At 39.2% G+C, this 25,908-nt stretch carries 22 protein-coding genes, 1 other RNA gene and 2 pseudogenes; 3 read left to right on the forward strand and 22 right to left on the reverse strand.

Annotated elements, in window-relative coordinates:
• Nucleotides 1-5: 5 nt before the first annotated feature.
• The 3 genes from BN67_RS00380 (at nt 6) to BN67_RS13935 (ending at nt 3,638) form a co-directional block, all read left to right on the forward strand.
• Nucleotides 6-1,379: a leucyl aminopeptidase family protein gene (locus tag BN67_RS00380; protein ID WP_019222201.1), complete on the forward strand. Its 1,374-nt coding sequence runs from the start codon at nt 6-8 to the stop codon at nt 1,377-1,379.
• A 385-nt stretch (nt 1,380-1,764) separates the two neighbouring features.
• On the forward strand, nt 1,765-2,631 hold the full coding sequence (locus BN67_RS00390; RefSeq protein WP_019222203.1) for a C40 family peptidase: 867 nt from the start codon (nt 1,765-1,767) through the stop codon (nt 2,629-2,631).
• Nucleotides 2,632-3,470: 839 nt separating this feature from the next.
• Complete coding sequence (locus BN67_RS13935; RefSeq protein WP_019222204.1) at nt 3,471-3,638, forward strand: hypothetical protein; 168 nt, start codon at nt 3,471-3,473, stop codon at nt 3,636-3,638.
• Between the two features lie 84 nt (nt 3,639-3,722).
• Here the strand turns inward: BN67_RS13935 and truB are convergent, their stop codons facing one another.
• The 22 genes and pseudogenes from truB to ffs form a co-directional block, all read right to left on the reverse strand.
• Nucleotides 3,723-4,682, reverse strand: a complete 960-nt coding sequence (gene truB, locus BN67_RS00400) for a tRNA pseudouridine(55) synthase TruB (protein ID WP_019222205.1) — start codon at nt 4,680-4,682, stop codon at nt 3,723-3,725.
• Nucleotides 4,683-4,686: 4 nt separating this feature from the next.
• Nucleotides 4,687-5,094 (reverse strand): 30S ribosome-binding factor RbfA, encoded by a 408-nt coding sequence (gene rbfA / locus BN67_RS00405; RefSeq protein WP_019222206.1) that lies wholly within the window; start codon nt 5,092-5,094, stop codon nt 4,687-4,689.
• Nucleotides 5,095-5,217: 123 nt separating this feature from the next.
• Nucleotides 5,218-7,744: pseudogene (infB, locus tag BN67_RS12390) on the reverse strand (translation initiation factor IF-2).
• Nucleotides 7,741-8,376 (reverse strand): RNA-binding protein, encoded by a 636-nt coding sequence (locus BN67_RS00415; RefSeq protein WP_019222207.1) that lies wholly within the window; start codon nt 8,374-8,376, stop codon nt 7,741-7,743. Before BN67_RS00415 ends, infB begins: the two are co-directional and overlap by 4 nt.
• Entirely contained in the window at nt 8,377-10,002 is a 1,626-nt protein-coding gene (nusA, locus tag BN67_RS00420) for a transcription termination factor NusA (protein WP_019222208.1), read from the reverse strand.
• 62 nt (nt 10,003-10,064) lie between these two features.
• On the reverse strand, nt 10,065-10,676 hold the full coding sequence (gene rimP / locus BN67_RS00425) for a ribosome maturation factor RimP (RefSeq protein ID WP_019222209.1): 612 nt from the start codon (nt 10,674-10,676) through the stop codon (nt 10,065-10,067).
• Between the two features lie 150 nt (nt 10,677-10,826).
• The gene (locus BN67_RS00430; protein WP_019222210.1) at nt 10,827-11,528 is read right to left on the reverse strand and encodes a tRNA (guanine(46)-N(7))-methyltransferase TrmB; all 702 of its coding nucleotides are present in this window, start codon (nt 11,526-11,528) and stop codon (nt 10,827-10,829) included.
• A complete protein-coding gene (metK, locus tag BN67_RS00435) occupies nt 11,525-12,793 on the reverse strand; it encodes a methionine adenosyltransferase (protein WP_019222211.1) in 1,269 nt (422 codons plus the stop codon). Before metK ends, BN67_RS00430 begins: the two co-directional genes overlap by 4 nt.
• A 119-nt stretch (nt 12,794-12,912) precedes the next feature.
• Nucleotides 12,913-13,326 carry a helix-turn-helix domain-containing protein gene (locus BN67_RS00440; protein ID WP_019222212.1) on the reverse strand — a complete coding sequence of 138 codons (414 nt, stop codon included), beginning with the start codon at nt 13,324-13,326 and terminating at the stop codon, nt 12,913-12,915.
• A gap of 146 nt (nt 13,327-13,472) precedes the next feature.
• Nucleotides 13,473-15,089 carry an apolipoprotein N-acyltransferase gene (lnt, locus tag BN67_RS00445; protein ID WP_019222213.1) on the reverse strand — a complete coding sequence of 539 codons (1,617 nt, stop codon included), beginning with the start codon at nt 15,087-15,089 and terminating at the stop codon, nt 13,473-13,475.
• On the reverse strand, nt 15,070-16,089 hold the full coding sequence (locus BN67_RS00450; protein ID WP_019222214.1) for a hemolysin family protein: 1,020 nt from the start codon (nt 16,087-16,089) through the stop codon (nt 15,070-15,072). Before BN67_RS00450 ends, lnt begins: the two co-directional genes overlap by 20 nt.
• Before the next feature lie 87 nt (nt 16,090-16,176).
• Nucleotides 16,177-16,668: an rRNA maturation RNase YbeY gene (ybeY, locus tag BN67_RS00455; protein ID WP_019222215.1), complete on the reverse strand. Its 492-nt coding sequence runs from the start codon at nt 16,666-16,668 to the stop codon at nt 16,177-16,179.
• A 12-nt stretch (nt 16,669-16,680) separates the two neighbouring features.
• Nucleotides 16,681-17,784 (reverse strand): PhoH family protein, encoded by a 1,104-nt coding sequence (locus BN67_RS00460; protein WP_019222216.1) that lies wholly within the window; start codon nt 17,782-17,784, stop codon nt 16,681-16,683.
• A gap of 160 nt (nt 17,785-17,944) precedes the next feature.
• Nucleotides 17,945-19,321 (reverse strand): tRNA (N6-isopentenyl adenosine(37)-C2)-methylthiotransferase MiaB, encoded by a 1,377-nt coding sequence (gene miaB, locus BN67_RS00465; RefSeq protein ID WP_019222217.1) that lies wholly within the window; start codon nt 19,319-19,321, stop codon nt 17,945-17,947.
• 40 nt (nt 19,322-19,361) lie between these two features.
• Nucleotides 19,362-19,844, reverse strand: a complete 483-nt coding sequence (gene rimI / locus BN67_RS00470) for a ribosomal protein S18-alanine N-acetyltransferase (protein ID WP_019222218.1) — start codon at nt 19,842-19,844, stop codon at nt 19,362-19,364.
• A complete protein-coding gene (tsaB, locus tag BN67_RS00475) occupies nt 19,844-20,527 on the reverse strand; it encodes a tRNA (adenosine(37)-N6)-threonylcarbamoyltransferase complex dimerization subunit type 1 TsaB (RefSeq protein WP_019222219.1) in 684 nt (227 codons plus the stop codon). The genes rimI and tsaB overlap by 1 nt, the downstream gene beginning before the upstream one ends.
• Before the next feature lie 973 nt (nt 20,528-21,500).
• Nucleotides 21,501-22,220 (reverse strand): annotated as a pseudogene (locus tag BN67_RS13345) (YeiH family protein).
• Nucleotides 22,193-22,516, reverse strand: coding sequence for a putative sulfate exporter family transporter (locus BN67_RS15365; RefSeq protein ID WP_425277072.1), 324 nt, complete (start codon nt 22,514-22,516; stop codon nt 22,193-22,195). The pseudogene BN67_RS13345 and the gene BN67_RS15365 overlap by 28 nt, the downstream one beginning before the upstream one ends.
• A 71-nt stretch (nt 22,517-22,587) precedes the next feature.
• Entirely contained in the window at nt 22,588-23,193 is a 606-nt protein-coding gene (gene recR / locus BN67_RS00490) for a recombination mediator RecR (RefSeq protein WP_019222220.1), read from the reverse strand.
• Between the two features lie 36 nt (nt 23,194-23,229).
• Nucleotides 23,230-23,553 carry a YbaB/EbfC family nucleoid-associated protein gene (locus tag BN67_RS00495; RefSeq protein WP_019222221.1) on the reverse strand — a complete coding sequence of 108 codons (324 nt, stop codon included), beginning with the start codon at nt 23,551-23,553 and terminating at the stop codon, nt 23,230-23,232.
• 14 nt (nt 23,554-23,567) lie between these two features.
• Entirely contained in the window at nt 23,568-25,517 is a 1,950-nt protein-coding gene (locus BN67_RS00500) for a DNA polymerase III subunit gamma/tau (RefSeq protein WP_019222222.1), read from the reverse strand.
• A 233-nt stretch (nt 25,518-25,750) separates the two neighbouring features.
• Nucleotides 25,751-25,848: signal recognition particle sRNA small type (ffs, locus tag BN67_RS13350), an RNA gene on the reverse strand.
• Between the last annotated feature and the right edge of the window lie 60 nt (nt 25,849-25,908).

Genomic DNA, 25,908 nt, shown 5'->3' on the forward strand with positions numbered 1-25,908 from the left:
ATAATATGCATTTACAGAATATTCATTTTAGTTCAACACGTTCCAATAAGAGCTGTCCCATCTTTTTGCTAACTCCAAAAGATTTTGCTGATTTATCATTTGATGAATTAACAGCAGTATGGATGAAAGTTCATGATTTCACAGGAAAAGCAGGGCAAATACTCTTCTTTCCTCATGAAACGGGGCACTTAAAAAAAGTTTTCTTTGGGCTTGGTAATGGTGATGAACCTTTTATTACAGGACATCTTGCTAAAAAACTTCCCGAAGGTCATTGGCATTTAGAAGGAATAGCTTCCCGCGAAATAAATACTTATCTTGGATTGGCATTTGGAAGTTACCAATTCAACCGCTATTGCCAAAATGCTTCCTCTAAATCGTTATCATTCCACGTCAATGATACAATTGATCTTGATGAGCTTCAACGTCTTTATGAAACGGTCTTTTTTGTTCGTGATCTTATTAATACTCCAGCCAATGATATGAATCCAGAAGCTCTCGAGAAAGAAGCGTATCAACTAGGCAAAACCTATAATGCACATGTTGAAAGTATTCGTGGAGATGAACTTTTAACACATAATTTTCCAATGATTCATGCTGTGGGTCGTGCCGGGGGCTCGGCACCACGACTCATTGATTTGCGTTGGGGGCAAGAAAGTCATCCTAAAATAACATTGGTTGGGAAAGGTGTAACTTTTGATACTGGAGGTCTTGATATTAAATCTGCCAATAATATGTTACCTATGAAAAAAGACATGGGAGGAGGTGCCCATGTTTTGGGATTGGCGAAACTTATCATGGATGCTAAGCTGCCTTTCCGTCTACGTGTTTTGATTCCAGCTATTGAAAATGCCATTTCTGCCAATGCTTACCGACCAGGGGATATTCTTAAAAGCCGTAAAGGTTTAAGTGTTGAAGTTGGCAATACAGATGCTGAAGGGCGGCTTGTTCTTGCTGATGCGCTCACCTATGGTGATGAAGAAAGCCCACAATTCATGCTTTGTATGGCAACATTAACAGGAGCTGCGCGTGTAGCATTAGGACCAGATCTCCCTGCATTTTATTGCCATGATGCAATATGGGCACAAAAAATTTCTCAATCTGCACACGCTGTTTCAGATCCTCTTTGGCAAATGCCATTTTGGAAACCATACCAAGACATGTTATCCTCACCAATTGCTGATCTTAACAATGTAACTGGAAATAGTTTTGCTGGTTCTATAGTTGCTGCTTTGTTTCTTAACTCTTTTGTTGAAAAAGCCGAAAATTTTGCACATTTTGATCTTTTTGGATGGGTTCCAAAAGAAAAACCAGGCTATCCTGTTGGGGGGTCTGCACAAGTTATTCGTGCCCTTTATAATCTCTTTAAAAACCAAATTTGACACAAAATAACCATAAAGATGTACAATTGTACACTTCAGAAGTGATTTTTTATCACTTCTGAAGTGTAGTTATGAGTTTTGTTTTATGACATAAATAACGAGTTTATAAAGACAATTTATTAGTGTGTATGTTAAGTGTGTACTATAAAATACCGTAAGTTTCTCTCACTTAAAGCTTTTTTGCTATGAAGCAAAAAAACGTTTTAGAAAAGAGTAGCATCTGTATCTTATGAACCGTCTCAATGAAAAAGCTGCAAAAATATCACAGATGGGCTCATATTTTCATCTGCGTGAAAATGTTGTGTACAAGGGATATGCCATTTTACAAATGGAGTTTTCATGAGGCTGCTTATAAATACAAAGTCAAAAAAGGAAAAGTAAAGAGATGATTGCTAAAGATCCAAGGTTACACGCATTTAGAGAGGATTTAGCAGATAAGCGCCTTGAAACAGAAGTGACGGCTGAGCGCTTCGTTGAAGGTGAAAAAAAGCGCGTTAACACAGCTGTCGCAGGACTCTTTAAAGAAAATAATCAGAAAAGTGAGAGACAAACAGAGTGTTTGTTAGGTGAAGAACTTCTCATCTTTGAAAAAGGAGAAACCATGTCATGGGGACAATCGCTCAAAGATGGTTATGTTGGTTATATTGATACAGCAGTTCTTTGTACATCAACCGTAAAACAAACACATATCGTTTTTGTGCCACGCACTTTTCAATATTTACAAGCTGACTTACGTGGACCAATAGACTGTGCCTTATCCATAGGAAGTAAAGTAAGTGTGATTGATGAAATTGAAGTGCGTGATACAATGTATTCTATCCTTGAAGATGGAAAAGTCATCATTACGCATCATCTTAGTCCCATTGGGAGTGTATACGAAGATTATGTTACAGTTGCTGAAACCTTTATCCACACACCTTATCTTTGGGGAGGTGTTAGTGGTTTTGGAATTGATTGTTCAGGGCTCATCCAGCTTTCTATGATGATGACTGGACAAACAGTTTTACGCGATACTGATCTGCAACAGAAAACCATAGGCAAACCGCTTACGGATAATGACAAACTTCAGCGGGGCGATTTGATTTTTTGGAAGGGTCATGCAGCCATTATGACGGATCATGAAAATATTATTCATGCAAATGGTTTCTCTATGGATGTGACAATCGAGCCACTGGAAGAAGCAATTATGCGTATTGCTAAAAAACATCAATACCCCGTAGAAAAGCGTCGTCCTATGAAAAAAGAAATGTAGCATGTTATTCTTAATATAAGCCCAATAAACAAATACTTCGGATACTATCTGTTTTCATGGGGGGGTGATAGTGGTTTTGTGTGAAGTGGGAGAAGGTAAGATGGGTTAGGAAGAGGTGGGCATTTTTTATTTAAGAGGGGCATTGAGCTAGTATATTTCTGTGACAATGCCTTCTTTCAGCTTTGATTTTATGCTTTAAGCATGTTTTCGTTTATTGTTGCCATAATGGCTATGGATTGTCTCTTATATTGAATGACCAATCTAAAATTTCGTAAAATTTTCTTATGATTTTTTCATCATAAATCAGTCAAAACCATTCCCTTACACATTACAAGTGGAATTGGTGTGGATATAAATCACTTGAGATAAGGATTAAAAATGCCCCTTAACAGCTACTTTCATGAAAGAGTATGGAGCGATATGAAAGGACTAATCAAAAGGGTATGCTTATATCGGCTTGTTCCTTGTATCAGTAAAAATGGGAGTGCATAATAGATTTTGGTACTACATCTTCACAAGTGCTGTCATGACATGGTTTCTTTGAGCAATGAGAGATACCACTTTAAAGAATGGTAACATATTGATTCATAAAGACTATTTTTCGTTATCGAGTTTAAGTTATAACTTCGAATATCCATAAGATTCTTCTATCTCAAACTACTTTATCTTGAATCAATTTTGTTTACTTAGCTTTACACTATCTGTGGAATTGGCATAAGGATAAAATTATAAAAGAAAGGAGGAAAAATGTCTCTCATGAATCGCCTTCATGCAAGGGCTGCCATACCCATTGGTCGCTGGTAAATATTTAGTAAATATACCATGAGCTGGTAAATAGAGTGACCGGTGCGGGTTTGTATCTTTATAAGCGTGAAGATGGTGGTACTCAATGGATTTATCGGTATACATTTCATCCACATCGTCATGAAATGGGCTTAGGAAGCTCTAAGAGACGTCTCTTTAAAAAATCACAGTTAATTTTTGACACGAACGATCGTAAAAAATAACATAGTGTCATAAAAGAAATTTTATTCTTTTTACTGATATAAAAAAATATCTTTTCCTAAGAAATAATGACACGAAAAAACGAATTAAATTGTGAAAATTCGTTTTGGTTTGAACAGTCCTTTATCAAGAGAACCTATAGAAAGAAGTCGGTCTTTGTAAATGACACAAACTTCATCTTCATCAACAGAGGCAGTGCGATGGTAGAGTGGCACTGGATTTCCCATCATGACTCGTTTTGCTTGGGGCTCACTCAAGGCATAATGAGAGAGGCATTCTAGTGCAGCGCCTGTTTCAATGAGCAGTTCATCAAGCGCTGCAAAGTTTCTTTTAAGAAGAATATCATGTTCATTTGTTGCACTTGTATCCAATGCTATTTCTTTGAGCGTGTCCCATGTGATAAGATCATCTTCATAGAAAGGGGCGACTGCAGTCCGTCTTAAATCAGTAATATGCCCATAGCAACCAAGATCACGCCCCATATCGCGTGCTAAGGAGCGCACATAGGTTCCTTTTCCGCAAGTTATTTCAAAAATAGAACGTTCATTGGTAACCATTTCTATTAATTTGAAAGTTTCTATTTCCACTTGACGTGGCGGTATCTCAACAATCTCACCTTCACGTGCAAGATCATAAGCTCTGTTACCAGCAATTTTAATAGCTGAGAATTGCGGAGGTGTTTGCAAAATAACACCAGTATATTGAGGGAGAAGGGCGCCTATTTCTTCTTGTGTTGGACGTTTGAGAGATGTCTTTGTGATTTCCCCTTCGAGATCATCTGTTGAACGCTCTTCGCCCCAAACGATGTGAAAACGATAGGTTTTTGTACCTTGCATAACATAGGGCACGGTTTTTGTTGCTTCTCCCAATGCAATGGGCAAAAGACCAGAAGCAAGAGGATCAAGTGTACCTGCATGCCCTGCTTTTTGCGCATGAAAGAGCCGTTTTATTTGTGAAACAGCTTCTGTTGATCCCATACCTTTTGGTTTGTCAAATATCACCCAGCCAGAAACAGGACGACCTTTTCTTTTACGTTGCCGTGCCATGTTTTTACTCTTCAGATTCATCATTATGGTGCAGATCACGCGCGACTTCAGGTAAGCGAAGCAGGGCATCAATTTTTGAGAAATTATCAAAGCTGTTATCAAGTCGGAAACGCAGTTCAGGCATGTATTTCATCTGTCGTAATGCATAACTAATCTCCTTACGGATAAAACGGCTATGTTTATTGAGGACATCTACGATATCAACATGAGAAGTATTTTTGAGAGTGCTCAGAGGAGAAATAAAGCAGGTGGCAATTTTCAAGTCTGGTGACATCCGAACTTCAGAGATAGAAACGACAGTATTTTTTAAGATATCATCGAGTAAAATACCACGTTGCAATATATGTGCTACTGCGTGACGCACTTGTTCTCCCACTCTGAGTTGCCGTTGTGATGGCCCTGCATTTTTCATCAAAGTTTCACCTTTATTATAATTGCTCTTCTTTTGACCATCTTAAAAAGATAAAAAACAAACGCGTTGCATGCAACACCCAAAGACTTCTTTTATTATATAAAGAGAAGCTATGAGGTTTTGTCACAATGTACGATTAATATGTTCGATACGGAAGGTTTCAATGATATCTCCTACACGTATGTCGTCATAATTTGCGAACGCTATTCCACATTCTTGACCACTTTGTACCTCATTGACTTCATCTTTGAAACGTTTGAGTGTTTTAAGTTTTCCTTCATGGATAACAATATTATCACGAACGAGGCGAACACCTGCTCCTCGTTCTATCTTACCTTCTGTTATGCGACATCCTGCGACTTTTCCAACTTTTGTAATGTTAAAGACCTCCAAGACCTCAGCATTACCAAGGAAAGTCTCACGCTGTTCTGGTGAGAGCAATCCTGACATAGCGGCTTTTATATCGTCAACAAGATCATAAATGATGTTATAATAGCGAATTTCAATTCCTTGTGTTTTGGCTGCAGTGTGGGCTTGCTGATTTGCACGAACATTAAAGCCAATAACAGCAGAATGAGAAGCTTCAGCAAGAGAGATATCGCTTTCAGTAATACCGCCAGCACCAGAATGCACAATGCGTGCACGCACTTCTTCATTTCCTAGTTTTTCTAGAGCTGAAGCGATTGCTTCAATTGATCCTTGCACATCTCCTTTAATAATAAGAGGAAATTCTTTAACACCAGTGGTTTGTAGTTTTGTCATCATCTGTTCAAGGGAACCGCGTGAACCAGTCTGTCGAGCTACAGCTTTATCACGTGCCAATCGTTGACGATATTCAGAGATTTCCCGCGCTTTTGCTTCATGAGTGACAACAGCAAAACGGTCTCCAGCTTGCGGTGTTCCTTGCATACCCAAAATTTCTATGGGCGTAGAAGGGACTGCTTCTTTGATATGGCGACCATGATCATCAATTAAGGCGCGCACACGCCCCCATTCATTGCCTGCAACAATAATATCAGAAGGATGTAATGTTCCTTTTTGAACCAGAACTGTAGCAACAGATCCACGACCCCGATCAAGTTTGGCTTCAATAACAACTCCTTCTGCTGTACGTTTTGGATCTGCCTTGAGATCAAGAATTTCAGCTTGAAGGAGAATGGCTTCAAGAAGTTTATCAAGATTTTTGACCGGTTTTTGCAGAAACTTCGACTTCCAAAGTCTCACCGCCCATGGTTTCAACAAAAACCTCGTGTTGCAGAAGTTCTGTGCGTACTTTTTGTGCATCTGCAGCTGGTTTATCAATTTTGTTGATAGCAACAATAATGGGCACACCAGCAGCCTTAGCATGGTTAATGGATTCAATGGTTTGTGGCATGACACTGTCATCAGCGGCAACAACCAAAACGGCAATATCTGTAACACGAGCCCCACGTGCACGCATAGCTGTGAAGGCGGCATGTCCGGGTGTATCAATAAAGGTAATTTTCTGACCGTTTTGCTCGACTTGATAAGCACCAATATGCTGAGTAATCCCACCGGCTTCACCAGAAACAACATTTGCTTTTCGAATAGCGTCGAGAAGAGAAGTTTTTCCATGGTCGACATGGCCCATAATTGTTACGACAGGTGGGCGTTGCTTCATTTTTTCAGGATTGTCAGCGACATTAAAGATACCTTCTTCGACATCAGATTCTAAGACACGCTTGACGGTATGACCAAACTCAAAAGCTATGAGTTCAGCAACATCTGCATCGATGATATCTCCGGGTTTCATCATTTGTCCCTGTTTCATGAGAAATTTAATCACATCAACAGAGCGTTCTGTCATACGCTGTGCAAGTTCTTGAATGGTAATGGTTTCAGGAAGAACAACTTCGCGAGAAATTTTTTCTCTTGGCTCTTGGTTTTGTGCACGCTTAAATTTTTCTTGCCTGCGGCGCATTGCAGCCATTGAGCGTCCACGGTCACTCCCTTCTTCATCTAAAGCACTGTTGAGGTTTATCTTTCCACGACGTCGCTCATCAGCACCTTTGACAACTTTGGGAGCACGCACTTCTGATTTAGCAAGATTGGTGCGTCGGTTATGCCGATCATCCTCTTTATTGTCGTCTGTTTTGCGCTTTTCAACCACAGATGCACTTTTAGGCACGATAGGAATATCTACCGGTTCTACGGGAGAATGATTTAAGTCCGGAGTCGGTGTCTGTACCACTGACTTTTCTTCTTCTTGTTGAAGCTTTTCTTTCTCTTTAATGGATTTCTGCAAAATTTCTTCACGTTCTTTTGCGCGTCTTGCTTCTTCTTCAGCCTGTTCGCGTATTATTTTTTCTTGGGTATGTGCTTCCTCTAACGCGCGAAGTCTTGCTTCCATTTCAGCGGATGAGAGATTATTTGTCGCAACAGTTTCATTTGATTTAACGTCTTCAAAGCGTGGTTTAGCGCGTTTGGGAGCGACATGCGGTTTCGTAATAGGCTGTTGTACTTCAGATTTTTCGTCAGGTCGTGTAATTTTTCGCCGTTTGGTTTCGACAACCACAGCTTTTGTACGGCCATGGCTAAAATTCTGTTTAACCGTGCTTGTTTCTAGAACTGACCGTTTTAAGGTTAGTGTCCTCTTGGCTGTTGTTTTGTCGTTATTATTTTCACTCATTGTACTTCCTTCACGGCTCGTGCCGTCACTTCACCAGGCTTACTGTGTTTATCATCACGATATGCGATTAGTTTGTGTATCGTTTTGAGAAATCCTTCGGTAGCCTTGGTGTCCAATAAGGCCGCATGCATTACAGGATTAGCACCAAAAACTATTTGCATTTCATCACTTGTAAATAAAGATATGGTTTTTATATTCCGTCTTATCTGTTGTTGTATTGTGTGGATAGCTTGTGCAATTTTTCGTTTCCCATCTTCTGTAGTTTCCTTAGCATGAAGTACGAGAATAACTTGACCAGAGCGAATAGCCGCATCAACTTTTGTTGCTCCCGTAACGATAACACCTGCTTTTCGCGCCATGGAAAGGCTTGAAAGAGCAGCTTTTAGCAACAGTGTATCAATAATATGCGCAAGATTTGGCGCAACTTCAACATTTGTTTTAAAACTTTTTTTAAAAGCTTTTTGTTTCACCGCTGCTTTAACAGTAGAATGATGAGCACAGACCCAAACGCCACGTCCAGGCAAATGCGACTTAAGATCAGGAACAATTTGATTATTGGGACCAAGAACAAAACGGATCAGCATTTCCGCTGAAGCATTTTTTCTTGTCACAATACAGGTCCGCTCATTCATTTAAAGTGTATCCACATTGTCTGTTTTCTCATCTTCTGCAGATTCTTCACCTTCTGCAGAATTCTCTGTAACAGGATCAGCCTGATCTATCCAGCCTGCTTGTACACGTGCGGCTAAAATCATAGATTCCGCATCAGCACGTGTAATCTCAAAGGGAGTTAAAATACCAGAAAAACTTTGTGTTTGACCCTCTTTACGTTCCTTCCAGCCTGCCAAATCATCAACAGCGTAGCCCGCAAAGTCTTCTATTGTTTTGACACCATCTTCACCAACAGCAACCAACATAGCGCTTGTCATTCCAGGAAGTGTTTGCAATTCATCAGAAACACCGAGTTTTTTGCGTTTTTCATCAAGTTCTTTTTCTTTATTTTCAAGATATTCGCGCGCACGGCTTTGAATTTCAGCGGCAGTCTCATGATCAAAGCCATCAATGGAAGCAATCTCTTCAAGATCAATATAGGCGATTTCTTCAATGGAAGAGAATCCTTCTGATGCCATAACTTGCCCGATCATTTCGTCAACATCTAGGGATTCCATAAACAATTTACTGCGTTCAATAAATTCTTTTTGACGATTTTCAGATTCTTCCTTTTCAGTTAAGATATCAATATTCCATCCTGTTAATTGTGAGGCTAAACGAACATTTTGCCCACGTCGACCAATAGCAAGACTGAGTTGGTCATCAGGTACAATGACTTCAATACGTTCTGCATCTTCATCGAGGACAACTTTAGAAACTTCAGCAGGTTGTAAAGCATTCACGATAAATGTTGCAGCATCAGGCGACCAAGGAATAATATCAATTTTTTCGCCTTGTAATTCTGCAACAACGGCTTGAACGCGGCTTCCTCGCATGCCCACACAAGCGCCAACAGGATCAATAGAGCCATCACGTGAAACAACGGCAATTTTAGCTCGTGAACCAGGATCGCGGGCAACGGATTTAATTTCTATAATACCATCATAAATCTCTGGCACCTCCATGGTAAAAAGTTTCACCATAAATTGAGGATGGGTCCGTGAAAGAAAAATTTGCGGACCGCGTGATTCACGGTGCACATCATTGACAAAGGCACGAATACGATCTCCATAGCGGAAAGATTCACGTGGAATAAGTTCATCACGACGCACGATAGCTTCACCACGTCCAAGATCAACGATAACATTGCCATATTCCACGCGTTTTACTGTACCAGAAATAATTTCACCAATTTTATTTTTAAATTCTTCATATTGTTGATCACGCTCTGCGTCGCGTACTTTTTGTACAATAACTTGTTTAGCGGATTGTGCTGCAATACGTCCAAAGTCCATAGGGGGGAGGGGATCAGCAAAAAAATCACCAACTTGTACATCTGCTTGGCGTTTGAGTGCATCGGATAAAGGTATTTCGCTGGTATAATCTTCAACGACATCAACGATTTTTAGCAGGCGTTGTAATTTAATTTCACCTGTTTTGGAATTGATTTCAGCACGAATATTTGTTTCTTGACCATAACGAGAACGCGCTGCTTTCTGAATAGCATCAGCCATTGCAGAAATGACAATTTCACGGTCAATTGATTTTTCACGTGCAACAGCATCTGCAATTTGCAGAATTTCAAGCCTGTTAGCGCTTGTAGCCATCAATTTTCTCCTTCTTTGTGCCACATGGTGGGCATTTCCCAGTGATATTAATTTTTGTGATTTTATGTCTGTTTTACGACGTTAGGCTTATCTTCGGGAATGGATTGTTGACTTAAATCTTTATTTTTTTTCAATGCGTCGCGAATAAGTTCATCGGTAAGTACTAAATGCGCATTTGTGACATCACAAAAGGCAATAGAAGTATACATGGCTTCTCCATAAGCGGCTTTATCAGCATTTAAAGTAAATCCATCCTGTGTGATATTCATCAGTGTTCCACGAAATTTTCTGCGTTCATCAATGGCTATTTTTGTTTCAATTTTTGCAAGATGTCCTTGCCAATGAAAAAAATCAGATTTTCTAACTAATGGACGATCAATTCCCGGAGATGAAATTTCTAAATGATATTTGCGTTCGATAATATTTTGTACATCAAGAAGGGGGGAAACGGTTCTACTAACAACTTCACAATCTTCTACAGTCAGCGAACCATCAGAACGTTCAACCATAATCTGAAGTGTTAAACCATTTAAACCAAGAAGCTTTACACGAACCAAACGAAAATCCAAAGGCTTCAATAATGGCATGACAAGATTAGCAATACGTGCTTCTATGCCTTCTTCTTCAAACAAACGAGGCTCATCAAGATTGCTTATTTTTTCCGTTTCGCTCATAGACTTTATCCAAGTTTTTTCACTAGCTTTATGATATTAAAAAAGAGCGGGTTCTGTAACCCACTCCTTATCATAAGACTAAGAATTTAACTATTGATACTCTTAAATTCAAAATTTTTCAAGTTGTTTATAAGAAAAGCATTTCTTCGTTTATTTCTTGATAAAGGTAAGATAGGTTGGTGTTCGTCCTTCACGCAACGCTTTTGTTTCATAGCGCGTGGCAGTCCATACAGGATAGGGCGTTTTCCAATCATGAGGATTTTCTGCTTCCCATTCAAAGCTATTATGCTGTGCACAATGAGAAAGGGTCCAATTGATATAACCATCAATATCACTGGCAAATCGAAATTTTTTACCTGTTTTGAGAACGCGAGCAAAACGATTAAGATTTTTGACATTAATAAAGCGTCGTTTCCAATGCTTCTTTTTCGGCCATGGATCAGGATAGAGGAGGTCTATTCCATCAAGAGATGCCTCTGGAAGCCAATCAAGGAGATGTATAGCGTCGTCATCATAAAGGCGAATATGGTTTTGATGTTGTGTATGTTGCTCAAGAGACATTAATATTTTTGCCATGCCATTGATAAAGGGCTCTACACCAATAAACCCAGTTTGTGGAAAATGTTCCATTTCATGAAGGAGATGTTCTCCTCCACCAAAACCAATTTCAAGCCGAACTTCTTTTACTTTACTGGAAAATAAGGAGGTTAAGTCTAAGGGTGGAAGGGTATTGACATCAATATTGAGAATTGGGAGCAGTGTTTTAATCCGTACATGCTGACTATCCCGTAACCGTTTTCCTTGTCGGCGCCCAAAAAAAGCTTCACGCATACATGTATAATGATCAATCATGATGTTTTAATCATTGTTTTAAGTGTTTCAATCAGATCTGTTTTTTCCCATGAAAACGAACCATCACTTTCGGGAGCGCGCCCAAAGTGACCATAGGCAGCTGTTTTTGTGTAAATAGGTTTATTAAGGTCCAGATGTTTTCGAATGCCCGTTGGTGACAGATCCATGATTTTACGAATGGCTGCTCCAAGAGTTTTTTCATCGACCTTTCCTGTTCCATGGAGATTAAGATAAATAGATAAGGGTTGTGCAATGCCAATTGCATAGGAAAGTTGAATAGTGCATCGTTCTGCTAAATCAGCTGCAACAATATTCTTCGCTAAATAACGTGCGGCATAAGCTGCAGAACGATCAACCTTTGTCGTATCTTTACCTGAAAAAGCGCCTCCCCCATGGGGTGCTGCCCCCCCATAAGTATCAACAATAATTTTACGCCCCGTAAGTCCTGCATCACTTTGAGGACCTCCGATAACAAACTTTCCTGTTGGATTAATATACCAACTGCATTGCGCAGAAATAGGAATATCATGTAAGGCTTGACGAATATAAGGCTCAACCACTGTACGTACTTTATGCGAATCCCAACTTTCATCCATATGTTGTGTTGAAAGAACAATGGATGTAACCTCTATAGGTTTTCCATTCTTATACCGTATCGTTATTTGACTTTTGGCATCTGGTCCTAATTTATCAGCCTCGCCTTCTTTTTTGCGGCGGGCTGTCGCAAGAAGTTTAAGAATTTTATGCGCATAATAAATAGGAGCAGGCATGAGATCAGGTGTTTCACGGCAAGCATATCCGAACATGATACCTTGGTCACCAGCACCTTCTTTACTATGCTGATCTGTCGCATGATCAACACCCCGTGCAATGTCTGTTGATTGGGGGCGTAAAAGAACATCAATTTTAACAGTTTTCCAATGGAAACTTTTTTGTTCATAACCAATTGCACGAATAGCATGACGTGCTACTGCACGAAAACGCGTAGGATTAATGAGTGGAGCACCAGTTTCATCGTAAATAAACTCTTTATTTTTATCTTTTTTTAACAGTGTATCAGGAACACGCACCTCACCCGCTATAACAACACGGTTTACACTGACCAAAACTTCGCAAGCAACACGTATGAGCCATGGATCAGTATTGGTCTTTTGTGCTTCCCTATAGACCATATCAACGATTTCATCGGAAATACGATCGCAAATTTTGTCAGGATGCCCTTCCGATACCGATTCACTTGTAAAAAGATAATCTTGATGCGGCATAGGAACTCCTTCAAAAAAGAAAAACAACAGTCTCTTAATTATTTATTAACAGTTGCTTTTATTTGCCAATCTTATAGCAAATCGTTAATACACCTTTATGGTGAGTAAAAAATAGTATTTTATAGTTTATCTATAAGATCTTCTTCAGAAAGCGCTTTTGCTAAGTCAATGATTTTACGACGTACTTTTGCATCAGATATATTCGTAAAAGCACGCATCAGTTGGATTCCTTCATTGCTAGAGCAAAAATCCATAAAATCATTGTCACTTTCAGCAAAGCCTTCCACGTGTTGAGTATGAATGCCTTTATCAAAAAAATAGGAAACAGGAACATCCATAATCTCTGCAATTGCTTGAAGACGGCTTGCACCAATACGGTTGGTCCCCTTTTCATATTTTTGGACTTGTTGGAAAGTAATACCCAATTTTTCTCCCAATTTCTCTTGGGTTAACCCTAAAATATTACGACGTAAACGGATACGGGTTCCGACGTAGACATCTATAGGGTCGGGTTTTTTTCTAGTATCGGTCATAATGCAACTCTTTGTTTTCAGCACTTCACTTTCAAACAAACATCAAATTTATGCGAGGTTTGTTTAACATATAATGAAGATAAAATGTAATAATTTTTCCCAATGTTACCGGTACGCACAATATCATACCGTACACGACTATCTAATTATTTGAGCTGTTTGGCGAAACCAAAACTAACGCGGCACAGTAGCATAAGAGTGAATAAGATGAAAGTAGAGAATATTCTGTATTTATTGCTCCATATAAGGGGGATGGATGGTGGAATTTGTGAATCAATAATGCCAACAGCATTTTGCTGGAGAGCTACAACGATTCGTCCATAAGAATCAATAACAGCTGATATTCCATTATTGGCTGCTCGTATAAGAGGAATTCCCATTTCAATTGCACGCAGTTGTGCTTGTTGAAGATGTTGGTGGGGGCCTGGTGTTACACCAAACCATGCATCATTCGTGACATTAATAATTGCTTGAGGAGGAGGGCCTTTAAAAGTCATTTCATTGGGAAATATGACTTCATAACAAATCAGCGGAAGATAAGAAAACCCATTTGGCATTATAATGGTTTTACGCGTTTGCGCAGCACTATATCCACCAATCTCATCAGCAAGAATATGCAGTCCAATTTTTTCCAATAAATTTTGATAGGGGAGATATTCTCCGAAAGGAACCAAGTGAAGTTTATCAGAAGTATTTAAAATATGACCTTTATTATTAATAACTGCAATTGTATTAAAATATTGTGTTTGCGCTTCAAGGTGATCATAACGGGTACGTATAGCACCAACAATAGCCCATTGTTTGGGTTTTAGCAGAGAAGCAATGCGCATTGCGGTGGTAGATTTGTCATAGAGAAGGTAAGGAACGGATGCTTCGGGCCATATGATAAAGTCGGGTTCTGGATTATGATCTTTTGTTGGTGTTGCACTCAAGTGCATATGTGCTGCAAAGAGAGCTTCTCGTGTTGTGGGATTCAGTTTTATATTTTGCTGGATAGAAGGCTGAATAATGCGCACCCAATAACGATTTGGAGGATCATTCTCTGTATGCGGTATGGTATGGAGACGATAAAACCCAAAACCACTGTGAGCCAATACAAGCAATAAGCAAAGAGAAAGTGCAGATTTCTTTTTTTCATCGGTTAATAAAACAGTGGGTAAACTATAGGCTAAGACAGCAAGAATATTCATGCCATAAATTCCCACGATTGCATCAGATTGCATGAGCATTGGGGTTGGCATAGCTGTACAACCAAGAGAATTCCATGGAAAGCCTGTCAATAAGAATGCGCGCAACCATTCTGCCAATCCCAATGCAAAGGCTAAAACAAAGAAGCGTGCTATTCCCCTTGTCCATAATAAACCGATAATGAAACCCGCAAAAAACCAATAAAGAGAAAGGTAGATGGGAGGTCCGAAAATGGCAAATGGTATCACCCAACCAAAACTATCAGGATCGACCAATAAAGCATTGCATAGCCACCAAAGACTGCAAATAAAGTAACTAAAGCCAAAAGTTCCACAGCTGAGAGCATAGGTCAAAAAACGCTTTTTAGTGTTTTTGATAGTCTGTATTGAGTCAAGTACAACAGTAAAGATAGGGAAAGTAATAAAGCAAAGGAGTGTTAAATAAAAGGGTGGAAGTGCAAGAGAGGTAAAAGCACCGCATAAAAATACGCACGCTTGCCGTTTCCAGCTGGTAACAGAAAATAAGAAAAGTGTGAATTTGTTTAAAAACGTCTGACTATTTTTTAGAAGTGGCATTGTTCTCAGAATTCTCGTTTTCTTGAATGCGAAAAATGTGTAATCGTTTAATCCGTCGTTTGTCGGCTTCTAAAATACGAAATCGATAACCAGGTACGGCTTCAACGACTTCACCTTTTGCAGGAATACGGTCAAGAATCGAGACAATCAAACCACCAATAGTGTCGACTTCATCAGCATATTCTCCTATTATAAAATCAGGACCAAGGGCTTTTTCCACATCGTCTAATTCTGTTCTTGCATCAACAAGCCATTTATTATTGTGCTCGCGCACAATAGCATTGTCGACATTGTCGTGTTCATCTTCGATATCACCCACAACCAATTCAACAATATCTTCCATCGAAACTAAACCATCTGTGCCACCATGTTCATCAATAACCAGAGCCATTTGTGTTCGTGTGGTTTGCATGCGTGTTAGTAATTTGCTTGCCATCATGGAGCCAGGAACAAAGAGAACTGTTCGAATGAGGTTTAATTCACCGATTGGGGTGTGCAAGTCCTTATGGCTTAATTCTAATGAATCGGATGTTTGATTGGTCTTTGTTGAGCTAGCAATAAAGCGCGTGATATAATTCAAAATATCAAGGATATGGATCATTCCTCGTGGGTCATCTAGGGTTTCAGCATAAACAGGTATGCGAGAATGGCCTATTTTTGCAAAATATTTAAGTGCCTCGCCAAGAGAAGTATTGATTTCCAATGCTTCGATTTCAGAACGTGGAATCATAACATCATCAACGCGTGCTTCGCGCAAGCATAAAATGTTATGCAGCATAGTACGTTCTTCAGGCGAAAAGGGAGCAATATCATTTTCATTATCAGTTGTGAGTGCAATGGTAAGATCATCGCGCAGTGATGTAGAATTGCGTCCACGCAAAAATGAAAGCACATGATTCACGAGAGAGTATTTTTCTGTGTGATTCATCTGTTGAGAAGGACTTTCTTTCATATTAGAAGATGTTTGCTTGTTATTTGGTGCGTTTATTTTGTTGTCCATGGTTTTGAAATATTCTAAATTTAAATCTTTTTATAATAGAGGTGTAAGATATCTCAAATGAGATGATAGTGATCTTAATTTAAGAAATTAATCTTTATCATTTTGAGACAATTCAACATAAGGGTCCTTTATGAAGAGCTTTTGAAGAATTTCTCTTTCGAGTCCTTCCATTTGCAGCGCTTCATCATGTGTTTCGTGGTTATAGCCAAGCAGATGAAGGAGACCGTGGACAATCATATGTGTTAAGTGATCTTGAAATGTTTTTCCTTCCTTCTTTGCTTCAAGAACAACAGTTTCTCGTGCAATAATGATATCACCCAGCATGGGACCAGGAGGGTCGCCAGCTTTAAGTGGAAAAGCAGGAAAAGACAACACATTAGTGGGTTTATTTTTACCACGCCATTGTGCATTGATCTGTGTCATATGTTCATCATCCGTAAAAAGCAGACTAATTTCACTTGCGGCATTTTCCAATGAAAGCTGTTTCATTGTCGCTGTTAATGCTTTTTCGGTGATCTTATAAAGCACTTCCTCATTATTCCACCCAACGCTTTCAACAATTATATCAATAGTAATCATGATAAATCAAATTCATTTTTTAGGCGCACTGTTTGAAAATGGGGATTCTTTGTTTGCTGTTTTAGAATCATGATCATAGGCAGCGACGATAGCCGCAACAAGAGGGTGACGCACAACATCTTCTTCATCAAAACGGACAATTGCAATATTTTCTATATTTGCAAGAATACGGATTGCTTCGGTTAAACCTGATTGCTGCTCTAAAGGTAAATCAATTTGGCTTATATCGCCGGTAACAATCATTCGTGCTCCTTCTCCAAGGCGCGTGAGAAACATTTTCATTTGCATCGGTGTGGTATTTTGTGCTTCATCAAGAATGATAGCTGCATGAGTAAGAGTCCGTCCACGCATGAAAGCAAGAGGAGCAATTTCTATCACACCAGACGCTAAAATGCGCTCTACTTTTTCAGCGGGTATCATATCATAAAGGGCATCATAAAGTGGTCGTAAATATGGATCAACTTTTTCTTTAAGATCACCGGGAAGAAAGCCAAGATGTTCTCCCGCTTCAACGGCAGGGCGTGAAAGGATAATGCGCTCAATAATACCCCGTTCTAGAAGCATTACAGCGTGAGCAACCGCAAGATATGTTTTGCCTGTTCCTGCTGGTCCTACACCAAAAACAAGTTCACTGTGTTCCATTGCACGTATGTAAGTATTTTGTGTTGGGGTTCGAGCATGGATGACTTTTTTATGGATATTCAACCGCGCTGGTACCTGTTTTTTTGCAGATGATTGGGTTGTTTTTGGTGTTGCTTGCTGTCGTGTTGCTATGGCAATTGCCCCTTCTATATTTGCTAAAGTAAGCTCTTGATATGTTTTAGCGTGCTCATAAAGCTGTTGTAATACATGTTGTGCGCATTTTATAGCAACAATATTTCCTTGGATTAAAACTTCATTGCCACGTGGATGAATACTAAGTCCGAGTTTTTGTTCGATATAAGCAAGGTTTTCGTCGAACTTGCCAAAGACTGCTTTTGCATATTGATTGTTTTCAAAAATTAAAACAGAATGATGCACATCTGATATGTTTGCTTTTTTCGAGATATCAGGACCTTCAGAACAAACATGTGTTTTTTCTTTAATGCGTTTTACTTTTTCGGTTGAAGCTTTCAACCTATTCTCCCATACTTAATATAAATACCGTACATACTCTTTAAGGAATTGTATAAAACAATTTTTCTTTTATAGTGTATGCTTTAGATGTAATCATTTTCTTCAAAAATAAAAGAGATTTGAGAAAATCTCTTTTATGAGAAAACTGTCAGAGCTGTGTTTACGCATTTGCTATTTCACCGACAAAACTATTTGAGCCCGCATTTTTAATATGAATTTCCATGATGGTTCCTGTAGAAACTTGTGTATCTACGACAACAGGTAAAAGCCAAGGTGAGCGCCCTACCATTTGCCCAGAGTGACGACCGGCCTTTTCGATAAGAACATCGGTTGTTTTCCCAATTTTAGAACGCAAAAACGCGGTTTGCTGTTCGAGCAGAAGAACTTGCAAATATTGGAGTCGGGCATCTTTTACAGTTTCATCAATATGATTCTTCATTGTTGCACCAACGGTTCCAGGTCGAGGCGAATATTTGAAAGAATAGGCTGAACTGTATTGCACTTGCTTAACAAGCTTAATAGTTTCTTCAAAATCTTCGTCAGTCTCTCCTGGAAATCCTACAATAAAATCACCTGAAAAAGCAATATCAGGTCGTGCGGTACGAATTTTTTCGATAAGCTGAAGATAATGAACACTTTTATGTTGGCGGTTCATGGCTTTTAAGATACGGTCTGAACCTGATTGCACAGGCAGATGCAAGTAAGGCATTAAGATGTCAAGATCTCGGTGTGCAGCAATAAGGCTGTCATCCATATCCCGTGGGTGGCTGGTTGTGTAACGGAGACGTTTTAAACCGTCTAGTTTGGCAAGATGATAGAGAAGATCACCTAGGCGCCAAGTTTTGCCATTAGCACTTTGTCCGTGCCAACCATTGACGTTTTGTCCAAGCAGCGTAATTTCTTTAACACCCGCTTCAATGAGTTGACGAGCTTCCTCGGTAATTTGCTCAACAGATCTAGAGATTTCAGCACCGCGTGTGTAGGGAACAACACAAAAAGTGCAGAATTTATCACAGCCCTCCTGTACTGTTAAAAATGCACTAACGCCTCGTTTTCTCACAGCACGTTTGTTATGAGGCGGTAAACGAGCAAATTTATCCTCGACGGCATAATCTGTTTCAACAACTTTTTTCCCTTGTTTGGCTTTCTCTAACAAATCTGGTAAGCGGTGATACATTTGCGGACCGATGACAAGATTCACTATTGGAGCACGGCGCAAAATTTCATTTCCCTCAGCTTGTGCGACGCAACCGGTTACACCGACCATAAGGGGCTTGTCAGGTGCGCGTTCTTGACGCATGACCCGTAAGCGACCAAGATCAGAATAGAGTTTTTCTGCCGCTTTTTCACGAATATGGCAAGTATTAACAAGAATAAGATCTGCGTCATTTGGTGTTTCTGTTGTAACATAACCTTGAGCACTAAGGCTATCCGTCATGCGCTGGCTGTCATAAACATTCATTTGACACCCATAGGTTTTGATAAAAACCTTTTTATGAGTCACAGGGGGCGTATTTTTAGAATTTACTTTCGTCATAATGTATGTTTAAATGCTTTTTACACAAATCTCAATCTATTTACTTAAAAGTTTTTTGCATAAGAATTGCATCTGTGCGGCTATTTTTTGCTTGATAGTAGGCGATTCGTTTAGCAATTTTTTGAAATTTAAAGCTTTGATAAAGCTTTAAAGCAGAAAGATTGGTTTCTTCTACTTCCAGAAAGAGTTTTATAGCATGTTCGTGGTGAAGATGGCGAAGTGTACTATCGAGAAGGAGGAAACCAATTCCTTGTCGACGAAAATGCGGGTGGACAGCTATTGTAATAATTTCTGCTTCATCAAGAACAAGACGGCAGAGACAAAAGCCTAAAATTTTATCAGCTTTCTCACACAGAGAAGCTTTGTATCCGAAGATCGAGAGATCTGTTAAAAAATCATCAAAAGCGTGCTTTTCCCAAGCAGGGGTAAAACAATGCTGATGAATGTGACAAAGGGAATCGCTGTCGTCAGCTTGTAATGGAGAAATGTCAAAATGCTTTTTTATCAATGAAAGTTTGGACATTATTTTTTTCGTGGTAAAGCAAAGCCGGTTTGCTGTTTTGCATCAGCATTGCGTAAATAGAGTGGGCGTGGTGGATCTTGAGGTTTTTTGTTTGCCGCAAGAGAGGCATAGCTTACAATGTCTGCTGCCTCATAGAGCGTTTGGTCTTGTACAATCCTTTTGTTTATCTGATTGTTTTTCATGTGCAGGGCAACGATATCTGCGGCTGGACCAGTTAGTCTTGTTGGTTGTGGTAAATCATCAATGACATTTTCAATTGTTTTTAAGCCAGGCGCTCCTAAAGGTAAGAGGTCTTTGTTAAAGTTTTGGTGATAAAACATATCTCTACCGGCTTGCATGACAACACTGATTGCTGGTGTGGTGTCCACATTAGTTGTTTGTACGGCTAACGCTTCAAGTGCACTAACACCAACAGCGGGTATTTCAAGCGCTAATGCTAAAGCGCGTGCTGTTGAAACACCAACACGCACTCCGGTGAATGATCCAGGTCCAATATTGACAGCAATGCGCTCAACTTGATGAAGAGTTATCTTGGCTTGATTTGTTATTTGTGCAATATGTCCAATGAGCTTTTCCGCATGTCCTTTGTTGAGGCATTCGCTGATACGGGCAATGACAGTTTTATGATCGATGAGTGCAACGGTGCAATAAATTGAAGCAGTGTCTATGGCAAGGATAAGCATAAAAGTATTTTAGTTAAATTAAGAGGAGAAACAAAAGGTTTATTATGTTGTTGTTTTTTTAATGCGTATCTTTGCAATATTCTAAGAAAATGGGAAAGCCAAGAGGAAACATCGTTTTTTAAATATTTTCTGCTAATTATTTTATATTATAAAATGAAAACGCAATTTTTTGTAAAAGTGCAGCTTTTTTGTTTCGCACGTTCTTTAATGGGGTTACGACCATCACGCAAAACAGAACGCCACCGTGTTGCATGTTCACACGCTTTTTTTAAGAAACATTTCTTAGAGTTCCTAAGAAGCCAATTTCGTGGCAGTGTGGGTGAGTTGTATACCAATAAATCCATCGCACACCATCATTTTCACGCTGATAAAGGGATAAATTAGCACCATCACTCACTTTACCAGATTGTGTATATTTACTAAATATTTACCAGCGCCCAATGTGTGACAGCCCTTGCATGAAGGCGGTTCATGAGAGGCACTTTTTCTCCTTTCTGTTCTCGTTTTACTCATATGCCAATTCCGCTGAGTGTGTAAAGCCAAGTGAATAAAACTGATTCAACATGAAGTGATTTGAAATGAGAGAAGCTTATGGGTATTTGGGATTATGATTTAAGGTAAGGAATGACAAATAATTATTATAAATCAATATATTGTATTTATTTGTCACGTGCAAGAGATCTTGAGTGAATACGCATTCATGTTTTGTGATGATATAGAGGAGGCAGTAGTGACTTAAAAGAGCGATAGAGGGGAGTATTTATTTTATTAGAGTGGTATATTTTATGCGCTTTTTATGAAAATTTCACTTTTGTGACAACACATTGCGCTAAAAATTCCTATACGACTATAAAGAAAATAGAGTTGATGTTTATGAAGCTGATAAGAAAATTAGGGAAATGTTGATCTGATTTTATGAAAAAAGCAGTAAGCTCGCAGGGTTGTTGCAAACCGGTTGAAAAACGAAGATCTTTTAAAATCGCTTTTTAAAAGATAGATTTATCGCTTTTATCATGATGAAGCTGCAAACACCAAGAATAAATAGAGAGCAGATTGATGCTGAAATGATGCGCCATCCTGCTTTTTTGAGAGAGTGAATATCTACCCCTAATCCTAATGCAGCCATTGAAATGACAGTGAGTAACTGGGCAATAAATCGGATAGGGTTGAGAACTGTTGTAGGAATAAGGCCACTTGATTGAACAAGTATCATGAGAATAAAACCGATGATAAACTATGGAACGAGGGCATGTAAGTGAAAGTGTATTTGCTCTGATCGGTGATACAGGATGGAGAAAACAAAAATCACAGGTCCTAACATTAAAACTCGCACCAATTTAACAATTGTTGCAATTTGAACACTTGTAAAAGAAATAGGTGCTGTTTGCTGCTAAGACTTGTGGTACGGCATAGACACTATGCCGGAGAGAACACCATATTGGTTAAAGGATAAATTGAGTAATGGATGTAAAAAGGGGAGAAGCGAGATAATAAGAACGCCTAAAAGAGCCGTAAAAGCAATTGAAGCGGCGACATCTTCATGTTTTGCATTGATAACAGGTGCAGTTGCAACAATAGCTGAGTTGCCACAAAGAGCATTTCCGCAAGCAACCAATATTGATAAATTTTTAGAAAGTCCAAGAAGGTATCCAATAAAAAAACTGATCAGAATAGTGATAAAGACAATAAACACGATGCCAGCAAGCAAACTCCAACCAGCTGAAAAAATTGTGTGGATACTCGGATATTGATGCTTGCACCAAGAAGAACAATGGCAATTTCGAGAAGTGTTTTTGCGCAAAAAGTTATACCTTTTTGAAAATATTGTGGCAAAGTAAAACAGCTACGAGTAATAGATCCTAAGAGAATTGCCAAAACAAGACTTTCAAGCCATGCTTCTGTAAAAAGTTGTCTTTCTACGGTTTTTAAACCATAGGCTAAATTGGATATGAGAAGACATATGAGAATGCTTGGGCCAAAGTTATTCAGGAAAGAGACGTTTTTTTAGCACTTTACGCATGTCCCCCATAATAAAAAATAACAAAAAAGAGAAAAACTTTTTAAATATTTGTCCTTGCCTGAAGAGCTGCTGCTAAAGTTCCATCATCAAGATAATCAAGCTCACCTCCTACGGGCACTCCATGAGCAAGACGGGTAACTTTAACGGGAAAATGAGAGAGCTGATCAGTAATGTAGTGAGCGGTTGTTTGTCCTTCAACGGTTGCATTAACGGCTAGAATGACCTCGGCAATTGAATTTTTTACAACGCGTTGTATTAAGGACGCAATGTTGAGCTCATCAGGACCTATTCCATCTAACGGAGAGAGGCGTCCACCCAAGACATGATACCGGGTTGCTAAAGTTTTTGCACGTTCAAGAGCCCAAAGATCAGCAATATCTTCCACAACAATGATTGTTGTCTCATCACGGCGTGGATCTGTACAAATCGAACAAGGGTCCATTGTATCGACGTTTCCACAAACAGAACAAACGCGGACTTTGTTCACAGTAGCTTGTATTGCTATTCCCAACGGTTCCAGCAATGTTTCCTTTTTTTTGATAAGATGAAGTGCAGCACGACGCGCTGAACGTGGACCAAGGCCTGGTATACGCGCTAAAAGTTGAATAAGACGCTCAATTTCAGGTCCTGCAATATATTTAGACATATTTTTATCCCACGGGATTAAATAAAACCCTCTTCATTAGAACGGAAGTTTGAAACCTGATGGAAGAGGGAGCCCTGCTGTTATGCTTTTGGTTTTTTCTTCAATAGCGACTTCAATTTTTGCTCTTGCCTCATTATAGGCTGCCATAAGGAGATCTTCAAGAATTTCAGCTTCTTCAGGTTTGAGCAATGAGGGATCAATGTGAATCTTTGTTATAGTACTTTTCCCATTGAGAGTGATGCTAACCAGATCACCTCCTGCAAAACCAGTTGCTTGCAAATTAGCAATTTCCTCTTGAATTTCCTGCATTTTTTTTTGCATTTCTTTAGCTTTTTTCATCATGCTCATCATATCACGCATAGAAATAGGTATCCTTATTCATCATAATTATCACTTTCATTTTCAAAACTATCAGCATCTTTAAAGCTATCGGAAAGTAAATCAAGATCGTTTTCCTGTTTATTGAGACGAATATCGACAATTTTTGCTTCTGGAAAATAATTGAGGATTTTTACAATATCAGGGTCTGCTTGTGCATTGGAAAAAAGCGTTTTTTGGACAGCTTCGCTTTCTTCTTGTAAAGTTGGTCCTCCTCCTTCATTAACAAAGGTTATATCCCAGTGTTTTTCAGTCCATTGGAAAAGCATTTTTTCTATATCACGTGCCAGTGAATGTGGGGCATTTTTAGAAAGTCTCAACGTGATATGTCTCGGTTCAAAAGCAACGGGATGAACAAATTCTCTAATAAAAAGCTTGAAAGGAACATCATTATGCTGTTCAGCGAGCTTTATAATATCGTGCAAGGAATGAATAACAATATCTTCTTGTTTAACGCTTTCTTTTGCGGTTTGCGTGGAAGAAAGAGGGAAATGCACAATCTTGTCAGAAGGTTCAACAGACTGGGAAGTTTCAAGAATTTTTGTTACTGCAGAAGAGCTTGTCTTTTCGAGTGCTAGATTGAGCGTCTGAATATTTTCGGAAACTTTCAATTGTAAGGAATGTTCTGACGTTTTTTCTAGGTTGATGGAATCTGATGGAGTTTCCGGTATATTTGCAACATCTTTAGAGGAATGGGGCTCTACAGCCACTTTTTTTGCTGTATTGTTCGTCTTTGTGTGTTCTGGGTGAGAAGAGTTTGAGGTGATTGTAAGGGGGGGTTTTTCTTGTGCAAGCTTTTTCAAAGCTTCATCAAGAGTGGGGAGATCGGCAGTGTGCGCAAGACGAATGAGCAACATTTCAGCGGCTTGAAGAGGAAGTGCTGTTTGACTAACTTCCTGCAAACCTTTAAGTAACATTTGCCAGGTTCGCGACAAAACAGGAACGGACAGTTTTTGTGAAAAATTGAGGCTTTTTGAACGCTCATCTTCATTAAGTGAGAGATCTTCGGCTATTTTAGGAGTAAAACGTAGACGTGTAACTAGGTGGTTGAAATCAGCTAATTCCGTTAGTATAGTAAGAGGATCAGCACCTGCATCATATTGACTGCGTAGCTCCTGCAGTGCATTGGTGATATCGCCTTTCATGATAAGTTCAAACAGATCAATAATGCGTGATTGATCGGCTAATCCTAACATTGTACGCACAGTCATAGCAGTGACATTACCATTGCTGTGTGCAATGGCTTGATCAAAAATGGAGAGTGCATCACGTGCAGAGCCTTCTGCTGCACGGGCAATCATAGAAAGCGCTTGCTCTTCTACTTCTACGTTTTCATGTTTTGCAATTTGGCGCAAATGCGCACTTAAAACTGCCGATTCAATACGTCGTAGATCAAAACGCTGACAGCGTGAAAGGATTGTAATAGGAACTTTACGAATTTCTGTCGTTGCAAAAATAAATTTTATATGTGGGGGTGGTTCTTCAAGCGTTTTTAATAAGCCATTAAATGCTTGTGTTGAAAGCATATGCACTTCATCAATAATATAAACCTTGTAGCGTGCAGAAACAGGACGATAACGTATTTGTTCAATAATTTCACGGATATCATCAATCCCTGTATGTGAAGCCGCATCCATTTCTATAACATCGATATGGCGTCCTTCGATGATTTGTATACAATGCTCACCAAGCGTATTCAATACAGTCGTTGGTTGGTCAATATCTTTTGTTTTATAATTGAGCGCACGTGCTAAAATACGTGCTGTTGTCGTTTTCCCCACTCCACGAATTCCTGTCAGCATCCACGCTTGTGCAATGCGACCGGTTTCAAAGGCATTTGTAAGGGTGCGTACCATTGCTTCTTGACCAATGAGGTCAGAGAAATTTTGAGGTCGATATTTACGAGCAAGAACACGATAGGTTGTTTCTACCGGCGTATTTTCCATGAATGATTCCAACTTTGAAATTTTTTATACATAGATTTGGATAACAAAAAAGCACAGGTCAAGATCATAGTTTCATATAAAAGGACTTTTTTTCAATCAATTTATTTTTGAAAGGACGAGAAGAATTTTCTCAAAAAAGCCAATTCTTTTTGCTTGATTATATATAATAACGTTTCAAAAACAAAAAATGGTTTTGTTGAAAAATGACAAAGCTATGATTTCATTGAGAAAAAGGAGGAGGTTGGTACAATGACCCGTACCAGAGCTCGTTAGGGCTGCTTCTTTCCAGACCTGACCCAGTTGGCGAGTAGTTCGTCCACCACCAACCTCCCACGTTTATATTGTCGATTTCAAGCGAAAAATCAAGCTAAGAAACAAAAATATGGCAAGA

The sequence above is a fragment of the Bartonella rattaustraliani AUST/NH4 genome, assembly GCF_000312565.1.
Classification (GTDB): domain Bacteria; phylum Pseudomonadota; class Alphaproteobacteria; order Rhizobiales; family Rhizobiaceae; genus Bartonella; species Bartonella rattaustraliani.